The following is a 12,311-nucleotide window of genomic DNA, read 5'->3' on the forward strand; positions in this document are numbered from 1 at the left end:
GGTGTTTGAAATGGGTGACCAACCCCAGAAAGAGGAAATGTCATGATCCGCAGTGAAAATGGTTATTTCGGCGAGTTTGGTGGCCGTTATGTCCCTGAAATTTTATTGCCAGCGCTGACCGAGCTGGAAACCATGTTTAATGAACTGCGTGATGACCCGTCTTTCTGGCAGGAGTATTTAACGCTGACTCAGGAATTCAGCGGCCGTCCGACGCCATTAACGCCACTGCGACGCCTGTCCAAAGAACTGGGTGGTGCGCAGATCTGGTTGAAGCGCGAAGATTTGAATCACTCCGGCGCTCACAAGGTTAACAACGTTCTGGGCCAAGGTTTGCTGGTGCAGCGTATGGGTAAGAAGCGCGTTATCGCGGAAACTGGAGCTGGGCAGCACGGTCTGGCAACGGCAATCATGGCCGCACGCTTGGGTCTGGACGCCACGATTTACATGGGCGCCGATGATATTGAACGACAATATTCCAACGTTTTCTGGATGCGTCAGTTGGGAGCAGAAGTGGTTGGTGTGGAAACCGGCGCCCGTACGTTAAAAGAAGCACTGGATGAAGCCTTGCGCGATTGGGCAGCTTCGGTTGAAACCACGCACTATGTCTTGGGTACAGTATGTGGACCTGCTCCATTTCCGGAATTGGTTGCTTATTTCCAAAGCGTGATTTCGCAGGAAATGAAACAACAGGCAATGGCACAGATTGGTCGCTTACCCGATGAAGTGGTGGCATGCGTGGGTGGTGGCTCTAACGCCATAGGCGCGTTTGCCGCGTTTTTGGATGACCCTGAAGTTGCCTTGGTCGGCGTCGAAGCCGGTGGTATCAGTTTGAAAGACGGGGAGCACTCGATACGTATGCTGCCGAACACAGGCGAAACCGGTATTGCTCAAGGATACAAAACGCTGTTCCTGCAAAACGAAGATGGGCAGTTGGGCGACACGCACAGTATTGCTGCAGGGCTTGACTACGTCGGCGTATCGCCAATTCTGGCGCATCTTTCGCAAACCGGCCGGGTCACGCCAGATATGGCGTTAGACACTGAAGTAACCGAAGCCTTCAAATTGTTGATGAAAACCGAAGGGATCATTCCTGCTTTGGAAAGCTCTCACGCGTTGGCCGGTGGCTTTAAACGCGCAAAAACCATGCGCCCGGATCAGCACATCGTGATTAATTTAAGTGGTCGTGGCGATAAAGATATTTTCAACATTGCCCGCGCGTTTCCGCAGCCGGAATGGTCTGACTTTTTACAGCGCGAAAGTGAACGCGCTAAAGAATTGTTCGATGCAACGAAGGAGGGTAACTGATGTTTCCGAAACAAAACGATAAGCTGCAGGTGATGTCTCACGCGGTGGTCGGTTTCCCGAACCTCGATGAAAATGAAAAAGCGATTGCCGGGCTGGTCGCGGCAGGTGTGAATCTGATCGAGTTGCAGGTTCCTTTCAGTGACCCGGTGGCCGACGGCCACACCCTGGTGAATGCCTGTTACGAAGCGCTGAAACACGGTGGCTCAGTGCGCGCTACGTTGGAGCTGGCTAAAAAGGTCAGCGCCGCACATCCCAATACCTCCTTCATTTTAATGAGCTATTTGAATCCGTTGTATCGTTACGGTTTGGAGCAGCTGTTCCGCGATGCAGCAGCAGCAGGTTTTAAAGGGATGATCATTCCAGATATGCCGGTCGAAGAGTTTGAACCCTGGATGCCGTTACTTGACGAATTGGGTATCGCCCCGATCTTAATGGTAACGCCCAATACATCCGATGAGCGGGTGGCGCGCATCGCCAAGTCAGCTCGGGGTATGGTGTATGTTGTGTCGCGAATGGGGGTGACGGGTAAGCAAACGCAATGGGGTGAAGAGTTTAATCAGTACGTTGCGCGGATTCGTCAACATACCGATTTACCTCTGGCTATTGGTTTTGGGGTGCGGGCTGCCAGTGATTTACAGGCCCTGACCGGTACCGCTGAAGTCGCGGCCTTTTGCTCCAAGTACATTGAATGGCAACGCGACAGTGGCAGCGATGAAGCCGCGAAGCTGATGCGTCAGTTATTGGTCGACGCGCAACTCGCCTAAGTGTAAGAGCGTCGGCACATTAAACCGAGCCTTGGCTCGGTTTTTTTTCATTGGATGCGTTGAGATGCGGAGAATTTAGGATCGTGCTGCATGTCTTGCAGCGCCGCATTGATTTCGTCCTGGTGGTTTATCCACATACTTTTCTTGCTTACCATAATATGCAGACTGTTGCGCGAGAAAACGGTTTCGGTAAACATGAGTTGGTGTTGCGTATCCAGACGTTCCAATAAGGGCTTCATGGTCAAGGGAAAGTCAATTAATGCATCGGCACGGTTGGCCAGTAAGAAGCGGATCTGCTGTTCATCCGTCTTAACGTACTCTGTTTTGATGCCAACGGCTTTTACCGTGGACTCATACCATCCGTTACCGTAAGTGGAAACCAACGTTAGGTCGGTATCGTAGATGTCTTCTACGTTTTTAATGGCTTCGATGGCACTCAGTTTTGGGTGATTCTTCTTTACCAGCAGATTGAATTCAATGTTGAAGAACGGCGTCGGTACCGTCTCAGCATAAACCCTGCGTTCATCCGTGGGTAGAGTAATCAGAATATCGGCCAAGCCATTTTCAACCTCGGCCTGCGAACGCTTCCACGGTTGTCTGCGTATTTCAACATCCAGATCCAACCGCGTGACAAACAATTCAGAAAAGATCTCTTCGAAGATGCCGACAAACTCTCCGTTGTCGTCACGGTAGTCGATGGGGTACCAGTCTTGATCGTGGGTCGCCCAGATAATTTTATCAGGCCTGTCTGCAGCGAATAGTGCAGAAATCGGGGTCATAGCGAAGCATGTGAAAGTCAGCATCAATACGATTCGTTTCATAACGTAATCAGGCTCACAGCAGGGGAGATCGTTTCAGTGTAGCCGAACCTTGTTTGAGGATCAGCTGATCAATTTGCACCGTTTTATGTGACGTTACATTGAACAGAAACTGTGCTTAATATTTGACCTGAGTGCCGGTTTTATTCTCGAATCTTTGCTACGGTACCTCCGTTTCATTGCCTTCAGCCCTCGTGCTGGCTGCGAGTTACTCATGTCACGCGAGGGCGGTTCAATGCTTTTCAGCAAGCTCCGTGTGGTTTTCAACCCCCGTCGTCAACAAGGAATGCACATTGTGGTGCATGACACTGTTTATAAAAGGATATCCGATGTTAAAAAACACTGCGCTACTATCACTGCTGGTTATGATTGCTGGCTTGAGTCACGCCACTACCCCGGTTTTGCCGGAATACGATGAAGCGACGCTCTCGCTGATGGGCGAAGAAGAACAGGCTTACTATCGCTGGGAGCAAGAGTTTGTCCATTCGTTGGATTATCAGGACGGCATTATCAGTCTGCCCGGTGGTAAAGCGGTTCTGGACGTACCCGAGGGCTTTTATTACCTGTCGCCGCAAGACACAGAGCGCGTATTAAGTGATGCATGGGGTAATATTCCCAGCAATGAGTTGTCCTTGGGTATGTTGTTTCCTTCGCGCTTTCACCCTATGTCGGATGACTCCTGGGGCGTCACCATCGACTTTGAAAACGACGGCCATGTGTCGGACAAAGATGCGCATAAAATCGATTACGATGATCTACTGAAAGACATGAAAGCCGACGTAAGGGCGTCCAGCGAATGGCGTGTTGAGAACGGTTATGAAACCATCGAATTGGTCGGTTGGGCCGCCCAACCGTATTACGATGAAATCGGTAAAAAACTGCATTGGGCGAAAACTCTGCGCTTTGGTGATGCCGAATCGGAAACGCTCAACTACAACGTTCGTGTGTTGGGGCGTGAAGGTGTGTTGGTGATGAACTTCATTGCCAGTATTGAACAGCTGGCCGACGTGGAACAATCACTTCCCAGCGTGATGGCCATGCCAAGTTTTACACCGGGAAATACATACGCGGACTATGATCCGAGCATCGACAAACTGGCGGCCTATGGCATTGGGGGATTGGTCGCTGGTAAGGTGTTGGCCAAAACCGGATTGTTTGCGGTAGCCCTGGTATTTCTGAAGAAATTCGGAATATTTATCGTGGTTGGGCTTGGTGCACTTTTGCGGTCGATCTTTGGTCGCAAAAAAGAATCCTGAATGTAAAAAAACAAGTACCAGAAACGACAAGAGGCAACGTAGGTTGCCTCTTGTCGTTTTATTTATCCGCGTTAAGGTGAGTCACCAAATACATTGTGTCACCAGTCAGTCCGGCTTAATACCGATGATCCTGCCGGCCTGCCGCCTTTTCCTCCATAATCGCTTGCCATTGCTGCTTTTGTTCGTCGGTCAGCGAACTCATAAACGCGGACATGAGCGCCTCATTCTGCTGCAGCACCAACTGGTTACTCTGCATTTGCTCACGCATAAGACCGCGATCAACCTTACCGTCGGTCCCCCGGCTGTTTGCCATAATGTTGGTCATCATATCGTTGAGCATTTGATGCGACGCCTCAACTTGCGACAGTAACTCAAGTTGATCGGTAGATAGATTCAAGTTGGCTCTTACATCTGCAAACGATATGGAGTGCTGACCATGTCCTTTCATTAAGTCGCCATGCAAACCCTGATAACCGCCGCTGAACCCAGTTGTGTTGAGCAATGCCATTAGCCCGATGGTCATAACGATTCGTATCCTGTAACGCATCATGAGTTTTTCCTCATGTTAAGTTGCCAACACCAAAGGTAGTTTATCGGAAGCGCACTGGCTGCAGTATTCGGTAAAGATCGGGCATGAACGGCGTTAATTTGATGAAATCCGTCATGTTCAACATCTACTTGGTTCGGTGATTTTGCGTTACCAAAAATAGGTGCCGAACATTGAGCCTAACTTTTCGCTGCTCGATCTAGTGAACGTAAGTCTTGTTCTGCTTTTTAACGAATTCAGAGCCGATCAAAAACGCGGCACATAGCCAAACACCGCAGGCCATCATGAACAACACCCCACCGTCGGTATTGCCTGCTGCGTCGACAATGCGATTAACGCCCAACGGCGTGAACAGATGGAAAAATATCGCGCCAGATATCACAAACAGGGCAATTGCCGCACCATAAAACCGGGTGCGTGGCCATAACACGAGCACACTGGCGACCAGTTCAACAGAGCCGACGCCAATCCCACCGTACTGCGCGAAATAACCTGCCAGCGTGTCAGGAAAACCGATACTGCCCATCCAGGTGCCGATGGTGGAAAAAATAATGACGGTCTCTTCTGAGCCGGAAAATTTAAAAAACAGCGATTGAATAAAGACAAAGGTGATGTAAATGGCAGGGATCCAAGTGAGGTGTTTTTTCATAGCGGAATCTTCAACAGTGAGTCAAGTGACCTTCAGACTCTGTCAGGCAGGATTAGTTCTGCGCTTGGGTGAGTTTCGGCCATTTTAGGTGAAATTTCTTCTGACTTTGCCGCGATTGGTAGGAAGCGTGAGATACCCGAGTCGGATTGTGACGGATCGTCAGATCGAACAGATCGTTCAAGCCATGCGGTGCAATAATCCTGAGTTGCTCTTGTTCCAAATATGCACCGACGCAGGTGGCGGTTTCCGGCCAAGTGGCAATTCCGTCGGTGACCGATTGCAGAGGAGGCACTGCCTGTCCTCTGTCGGTTACATACCACTGATGCACGCGGGCCTGATTCACCACTTCCCATGGCACCTCCGGCAATGTTGCTTTCAGCAACTGGGCGAAGTGTTGTTCCGTTTCTGCGGCTAGATCGGTGTCATCGAAATACACCACATCCACATCGTTAAGGGGTGTGCGTTGTTCGAATCCGTGCAGCTTGTCCCACACAAAATTACGGATCGCGCCGGCGCCAATGCATGCTTGTGGAATGCGCAGCGTTTCAAGGCAGCCTAGCCAGGACATAAGTTGACTGTCTTGTTCGATCCACGTGATGAGTTGTTGTTGATTGTTCAAGGCGTTGATGTACCTAAAGTGAATTGGCTGGTTAAACGTTGGGTGGCTGCCCACCATGATACGCACAACAACAGAGACAGACCTGTCGCCGATAACAACACAAAGAAAGGTGGCCAAATACCTGTTATTGCCGCGCCAATCAGCGTCAGTGCGACACCGGCCCCGGCGCCGGAAGACTGTCGTATCGTTGCCAAGAGGGTTGCTTTCTGTTTTGGCTGATTGAAAATGAAATGATTCAGAGAAACATCGAAAAAGGTCTTCGTGCTGGCCAGGCAGAAAAACACCAACGGAATCAGAACAGCGGCCCAGTCGGTCGTCAGCATCGCGGCGGTGAGCACGGCGAATAATACGCTGTTGCCCACCCAGGCAAGAAACATGGTTCGGTGTGGATAAACCGTTGCATTGGACGGCCGGGCAACCAGAAACGCACCGGTGAGCAGATTGCCGATGGCGGATACCGACAGTGCGAGCGACAGGGTGATTTTAGGCACCTCGTAGTAATTGAAACTGTAGGGTATCAGGTTGGTAAACAGCAGACTCAAGCCTTCGATAAAAATGACCGGCAAGCAGAACGTCAGTAAACGTTGCCACGGAAATTTCGTTGTTACCGGTGATGCGGTTGAGTTCGTTGCAGGCTGTGTTGTGGCTGGCGTCCAGATCACCAAACATGCCGCAAGTGCCGAGATCAGTGCGCTGGTGGCGAAGGCAGACAGCTCACCAGTGGTCACCGCGAACAATCCGCCAATGGCGGGCGCCACAACCTTAGACGAGGTGACAATCATGTTCAGAATACCAGCAATATTGTGTTTGCTTTGCAGTTGCGCAACATAGGCAGCTAATGACGGTTGCATAAAGCCCATCAGCAATGAACGGCAGAACAGTACGGCAATAATGCACTCAACGTTAGGCGCTATGAGCAGTGACATAGACAGCAGACTGCGGCCAATCATAGTAAACGCCATGATCTGCCGGAAGTTAAAGCGCAGGCTCGCGGCAGCGAACAGTTTGCCGAACAGAAGCATCGGCAGCAGCATGGCAATGGCGACACCGCTGACCTGCAGCGGCGACGCGTTCATTTCATAACCGACGTACGTCAGGACGTTGATCAGATCCAGCCAGTGAGCGAAGCCGGAGAAGCCGATCAGGAATAAGAAGGGTAGCAGTCGAAGCATGATGTATATACAGTAGTGGTTATATATCCATACATTTAACCACTCTTACTATTACATGCAACTGGTCATTCGGTGTCGTGCCGAATGCCTATATCCTGGATTTTCACATACTGCATCGCCGACGGCAGGTTGCGTAAGCCCTGATGCAGAAATTCCGGTTTCAGGTCAATATCCGCTAATTGCGTCAACGGCAGCCATTGGTAAATCAGATCTTCATCGGGCTCGATGCCTGCAAAGATTTCCCCGGGTCGCATCGTGAATTCGCTGGTGATTTCTGCCAAAAAATAGTGGCCCAGTTCGTGAAAAGTTTGTTCATTGTAGTGGAAGAAGTTTTCTGCAAACCACAACGGACGAATGACGCGCGCTGTTACACCCAGCTCTTCTTGCAGTTCACGGGCAACGGTGTCGTCTGCGTGTTCAAAGAATTCAACACGACCACCCGGTAATGTCCAGAAGGCTTCTTTGACGGCTTTGTGAATGAGTACGCAGTTATCTTTTATGATGACCGCAACGGAGCGAAAATTGAATCGTTTCGTGTCCCGGTTAAACGTCAGCATGGTGTATTTCCTTAAGGTAATTGGCGATGCGCTCGGGTTGTTCCATGGGTAACATGTGTCCACTGCCTTCAACAAACGTGGCATTCATCAGTGTACTGCGCGCAACAAATGCGTGGAGCCAAGGGTGGTTTATCAACGGATCCTCGCGGCTGACGAAAAAGTGAATGGGTATGCCCAACGCAACCAACGGATCGGCTAAATCGATGCGTTCCGTGGTGGCCTTGAGTTGTTGCAGCAAAACATCCGCACCCAGGTCGGCGTCCATTTGTATGATGCGCCGAATGCGTTCGTCATTGCGCGAACGTGAGTCGAGTAATGTTGCGGCTTTGGCGTTTGTGAGACCACCGTAACGATAGTGTGAAAGCCAATTTAAAGTTGCCTGGCGGGCGGTGCGTTCAATGTCACTGAGCGCACAGGGTGTGTTGCTGATCAGGCTCAGCCGGGCAACCCGACTTGGGTACCGACAGGCTATGCTGGCAGACAGATAACCGCCCAGCGAAAAGCCTAACAGGTGCGCCTGAGCTGGTAGCTGTGCTGCGAGAGTATCGACTATGTCTTCGATGGACTCCTGCTGCGGAATTGCCAAGTGTCGCAGTTCAAGATCTGTGGGCAGGTTTGCCCGTAAATCATGCCAAAGGTCCGCTGTACACATAGTGCCGGGCAGGCAGTAAATGCTGGTCATAGGTTTTGTTCAGGTTGCAACGGAAAGAGGCGCCATCATACCGAGGTCTCAGCGGATGACCAGCGTCGTCAGGAAACCTGGCGCAACAAGGCGGTACGACGGTAGGTTTCCTGTATGATCTGCGCGTCATTACTGGCGCGATGCCGTGGCAAATTTAATTCATCACTGACCTGATCTTTAACCGTATGCCACACCGCCATCTGTTGCTCTGTTAAAATCAGTTCCAGTGGGCTGACCGAAAAATTCATGGCGATTTTTGCTTCGTAAAACAGAGTCGATAGCCACGGTTTGTCGACAACCCAGCCATCGCTGTAAAGTGTTTGGCCGGCGTAGCGAGCGTTGAGTAAGCGCGTCACTTCGTGAATATTTTTACCGTGGGTTTTCAGATGGCTGCGGGTAATGTGGTGGATACGTTCTGCGGTGTCATCCCAGTAACGCCAGCTGGGTGCGGGTTGAATCAGCGTACAAAAACGATCGCCACTGTGGTGCGCAACCCCAATCTCAATTGGGTAGCCATAATGTCCGAAGCCCGAGGCTTCAACGTCAATGATCGACGGTACTGTTGTCATTGTATTTATCCCTTTTTCTCTCTTCTTATTGTTTTTCTGATGGCCTGTTGAGTGTCCTCCGTTGATCACTCATATATGTCATTAGGCAATCCCTGTGCCATTGCCTGTTGCAATGACTGAAAACGCATCAGCGATTCAGTAAAAAAGTGAACTGCATCGCGTTTATGGTTGCGAAGAAGAATAGATAGTGAGCGACTCATACGCAAAGTTAGCGTCAGGTTTAGGCACTCTGGCGGATGTTGAATAAACGGAAAGCTACGGAAAATAACAGTGTTTTAACGTTTAGTTTTCTTCCTGTTTACGTGTCGTAGGATTAAGGCCGCCACAAAACTGGGTTGCCGGTCGCGCTGTCGCTCAAGATGAATGGGGGAAACGGCTGCGCCGTGCGGGTTGCGTTAACCCGGTGCGCGAAGGTTAAGGTGGTGCAGGTTTCTGCACCACTTTGAACGGTCGGTTATGGCATGCCCTGACCGGCGGCAGCAACGAAGATTTCAAACCAAATGTGGCGATCCATCTCGATCTGCAATGCGTCGCCGAGGTCGCGGATTCGGTCGATATTATTGGTTCCGACCACCGGCAAAATATTGGCCGGGTGTTTCAGCAACCAGGCAAAAGCGGCCAGATCGATTCGGCCGCCATAAGCCTCTGCGGCTTTGGTCAGTAACGGGCGAACACGTTGTGCGTCATCATCGCTACCGAATAGTCGGCCTCCGGCTAATGGCGACCAGGCCATGGTATTGATGCCATCCAACTGCAACGCGCTCAAATCACCGTTGATGAATGAGTCACGTTTCAGCACGCTCAGTTCGATCTGATTGATGACCAGCTTGTGCTTCATATGGGCTTGCAATAAACGCCAGTCGTCCGCGATGAAGTTGGACACACCTGCCGTGCGGATTTTACCACTGTCTATCAATGCATCCAGTGTCGCGCCGGTTTCGGCTGCGTCCATCAACGGGTCGGGCCGGTGGATCAACAGCGTATCGATGTGGTCTGTGTGCAGGTTGCGCAACGACGCCTCAACCTGTTGGTTGATGTAAGCGGCGCTGGTGTCGTAAAACCCGACGCGCCGCTGCGGATGCTTGTCCGACGTCAGACAGATATCGCACTTAGTCACAATTTCCATTTTATTGCGCAAGGCGGTGTCCGCTGCCAATGCCTTACCGAACAGCGCTTCGCATTCGTAATTGCCGTAAATGTCAGCATGGTCAAAGGTGGTGATGCCTTCGGCCAGGGCGGCGTCGATTTTTGAGCGTACGTGGTCAACGCTGTGATTGGTATCGTCGGCTAATCGCCAAACACCGTATACCAGTCGGCTGAAGGTAAGGTCGGCATGGTTGAGTTTGAGTCGTTGCATGAAGATTTCCCCGGTTCGGTCCACAAAGTTGGCGTCACGATAGTGCGCGTTTTGGCCCTTGCCAAGCGCTCGCTTTTAAACATTTCGTCTTTTAGTTCGAAAAGGTTGAATTTTTGTTCGTATTGGCCGATAGGACCTGGTATCAGCTACCTAATTCGGATTATCCGTCTACGCTAAAAACAGCAGTTTTTGAAGAGGCGACCATGCGTTTTAACACTATTCAAAGCCGTTTGTATCTGGGGTTACTGTTAATCGGGGTGATCACTCTTGGTGTATCTTACATAAATACCTCCATTGAAGAAAAAGCACTCGGCGAATCACTGGCGGAGACCAATCTGTGGAACAGCGCGGACAGCTACTTCGATTCGATCAACACCCTGATGCTGTCTGGGATGATGAGCACCCGGAATATTCTGCAAGACAAGTTATTGCAGCGCCCGGATATGGTTGAAGCGCGCATTGTGCGCTCCGCAAAAGTGATAGAACTCTATGGTGCAGGAGCCGGTAACCAATCACCGGTGGACGACTATGATCGCCGCGCCCTGAACGGTGAAGAGATCAGTTTTATTCAGCAGGCAAATGGCGAACGGATTCTGACCATCTTGCAACCGCTGGTGGCCAGCGCGAATTTCCGCGGCACCGATTGTTTGGCTTGCCATGCGGTTCAGGAAGGCGATGTACTTGGTGTGGTAAGGCTGTCGAGCTCCCTCGCCGGGATCGACAGTCGCATTCAGCGTAGCGTCTGGTTAACGGTTGCGTTGCAATGTCTGGTGATTGCGGTCGCCTTTATCACCTTGGCTTGGTTCGTGCGTCGGTTGGTCATTGTTCGTTTAACACAACTGCGCGATGGTCTGCATGAACTGGAACAGAATCTCGATTTAACGCGCAGCTTTGCCAGCGAGTCCAGCGATGAGGTGGGGCAGGTGTCCAATGCGTTGCACCGCATGATTCACAGCTTCCGCGACAACATGCAGGCGGTTGCCAAGTCGACTGAATCTCTCGTCAGCGTATCGGCGCAACTGAGCGATGTAGCCCAGAAAACCGAAGCGGCGGTGAGCGCACAGAAAGGTGAAACCGATTCCGTGGCGACAGCGGTCGTTGAAATGGAGTCCACCGCCCATGAGGTCAAAGAGCGTACCCGAGACGCACAGCAGCGGTCGTCGGAAACCGATGAACTGTCCCGGCAGGGGATTGACGTGGCGGACACCGCTCGGGAATCAATCAACCAATTGGCGGCTAACATCCGCGATGCCGCCAATGTTATCGGTCAACTGGAGCAGCAAATAGTCTCGGTCAGCTCGGTTCTGGAGGTGATTACCTCGATTGCCGAACAAACCAATTTGTTGGCACTGAACGCGGCCATTGAGGCTGCCCGGGCGGGTGAACAAGGGCGAGGCTTTGCTGTGGTTGCGGATGAAGTACGCTCGTTGGCAAACCGGACGCATGACTCAACCGATGAGATCCGGCAAACCATTGATTCGTTGCAAACCGAAGCGAAGAAATCGGTCAGCGCGATGCGCAGCTCGACCGAACAGGCCACGCTTCGAGCCGAAGATGTGCAGCAGGTTGCCGACAAACTCAGCGCCATTGCCGAACATGTGCGCGATATGAACCAATTGAATATCCAGATCGCGCAAGCGGCCGACCAACAGAACGAAACCGCCGGTGAGATTAACCGGAATACGGCGCGGATCCGCGATATTGCCGATCAATCAGAGGCCGTAGCTGATCAGGCCAAGCACAGCAGCCAAAATTTGGTGTCCATGGCCGAAGAACTGCGCCAGCGGGTCAATCGCTTCAAACTTTGAGCGGTTCTCCGCCCAAAATAAATATACCGATGGAGCGGTATCAACATTCAAACCCTTCGCTAAATACACCGAGCAAAGCAGGGTCACGCAGCCAAACGTGACCCTAAACGTGACCTTTTCCATGCGCATTCGTTGCTATTGTTTACCCGCGGACCTCAACCACTCAAACAATAAACGTTGATGGCCGTCACCAGCCCATCACGTGAGC

The 12,311-nt window shown here is 51.3% G+C and carries 13 protein-coding genes; 4 read left to right on the forward strand and 9 right to left on the reverse strand.

The window, feature by feature from the left end; genetic code table 11:
* Nucleotides 1–42: 42 nt before the first annotated feature.
* Together trpB and trpA are read left to right on the forward strand one after the other, a co-directional pair.
* A complete protein-coding gene (gene trpB, locus IYN85_RS22330) occupies nucleotides 43–1,305 on the forward strand; it encodes a tryptophan synthase subunit beta (protein ID WP_196161177.1) in 1,263 nt (420 codons plus the stop codon).
* Nucleotides 1,305–2,069 (forward strand): tryptophan synthase subunit alpha, encoded by a 765-nt coding sequence (gene trpA / locus IYN85_RS22335; RefSeq protein WP_196161178.1) that lies wholly within the window; start codon nucleotides 1,305–1,307, stop codon nucleotides 2,067–2,069. Before trpB ends, trpA begins: the two co-directional genes overlap by 1 nt.
* A 47-nt stretch (nucleotides 2,070–2,116) precedes the next feature.
* Here the strand turns inward: trpA and IYN85_RS22340 are convergent, their stop codons facing one another.
* Nucleotides 2,117–2,848, reverse strand: coding sequence for an ABC transporter substrate-binding protein (locus tag IYN85_RS22340; RefSeq protein WP_196161179.1), 732 nt, complete (start codon nucleotides 2,846–2,848; stop codon nucleotides 2,117–2,119).
* A gap of 368 nt (nucleotides 2,849–3,216) precedes the next feature.
* On the opposite strand from IYN85_RS22340, the gene IYN85_RS22345 reads away from it, so the two are divergent.
* Nucleotides 3,217–4,143: a DUF2167 domain-containing protein gene (locus tag IYN85_RS22345; RefSeq protein ID WP_196161180.1), complete on the forward strand. Its 927-nt coding sequence runs from the start codon at nucleotides 3,217–3,219 to the stop codon at nucleotides 4,141–4,143.
* A gap of 115 nt (nucleotides 4,144–4,258) precedes the next feature.
* On the opposite strand, the gene IYN85_RS22350 is transcribed toward IYN85_RS22345, so the two are convergent.
* The 8 genes from IYN85_RS22350 to IYN85_RS22385 all read right to left on the reverse strand — a co-directional run bounded on the left by IYN85_RS22350 (nucleotide 4,259) and on the right by IYN85_RS22385 (nucleotide 10,295).
* Nucleotides 4,259–4,693, reverse strand: coding sequence for a hypothetical protein (locus IYN85_RS22350; protein ID WP_196161181.1), 435 nt, complete (start codon nucleotides 4,691–4,693; stop codon nucleotides 4,259–4,261).
* A 196-nt stretch (nucleotides 4,694–4,889) separates the two neighbouring features.
* Nucleotides 4,890–5,339, reverse strand: a complete 450-nt coding sequence (locus IYN85_RS22355; protein ID WP_196161182.1) for a hypothetical protein — start codon at nucleotides 5,337–5,339, stop codon at nucleotides 4,890–4,892.
* Between the two features lie 52 nt (nucleotides 5,340–5,391).
* On the reverse strand, nucleotides 5,392–5,958 hold the full coding sequence (locus IYN85_RS22360; RefSeq protein WP_196161183.1) for a nucleotidyltransferase family protein: 567 nt from the start codon (nucleotides 5,956–5,958) through the stop codon (nucleotides 5,392–5,394).
* Nucleotides 5,955–7,130: an MFS transporter gene (locus IYN85_RS22365; protein WP_196161184.1), complete on the reverse strand. Its 1,176-nt coding sequence runs from the start codon at nucleotides 7,128–7,130 to the stop codon at nucleotides 5,955–5,957. The genes IYN85_RS22360 and IYN85_RS22365 overlap by 4 nt, the downstream gene beginning before the upstream one ends.
* 65 nt (nucleotides 7,131–7,195) lie before the next feature.
* Nucleotides 7,196–7,687, reverse strand: coding sequence for an NUDIX hydrolase (locus tag IYN85_RS22370; protein WP_196161185.1), 492 nt, complete (start codon nucleotides 7,685–7,687; stop codon nucleotides 7,196–7,198).
* The gene (locus IYN85_RS22375) at nucleotides 7,674–8,369 is read right to left on the reverse strand and encodes an alpha/beta fold hydrolase (RefSeq protein ID WP_196161186.1); all 696 of its coding nucleotides are present in this window, start codon (nucleotides 8,367–8,369) and stop codon (nucleotides 7,674–7,676) included. Before IYN85_RS22375 ends, IYN85_RS22370 begins: the two co-directional genes overlap by 14 nt.
* Nucleotides 8,370–8,437: 68 nt before the next feature.
* Nucleotides 8,438–8,938 (reverse strand): hypothetical protein, encoded by a 501-nt coding sequence (locus tag IYN85_RS22380; protein WP_196161187.1) that lies wholly within the window; start codon nucleotides 8,936–8,938, stop codon nucleotides 8,438–8,440.
* 454 nt (nucleotides 8,939–9,392) lie between these two features.
* The gene (locus IYN85_RS22385; RefSeq protein WP_196161188.1) at nucleotides 9,393–10,295 is read right to left on the reverse strand and encodes an aldo/keto reductase family oxidoreductase; all 903 of its coding nucleotides are present in this window, start codon (nucleotides 10,293–10,295) and stop codon (nucleotides 9,393–9,395) included.
* 203 nt (nucleotides 10,296–10,498) lie between these two features.
* On the opposite strand from IYN85_RS22385, the gene IYN85_RS22390 reads away from it, so the two are divergent.
* Entirely contained in the window at nucleotides 10,499–12,103 is a 1,605-nt protein-coding gene (locus IYN85_RS22390) for a methyl-accepting chemotaxis protein (RefSeq protein ID WP_196161189.1), read from the forward strand.
* The last annotated feature ends 208 nt before the right edge of the window (nucleotides 12,104–12,311 follow it).

The organism is Reinekea sp. G2M2-21 (genome assembly GCF_015687175.1).
GTDB lineage: Bacteria > Pseudomonadota > Gammaproteobacteria > Pseudomonadales > Natronospirillaceae > Reinekea.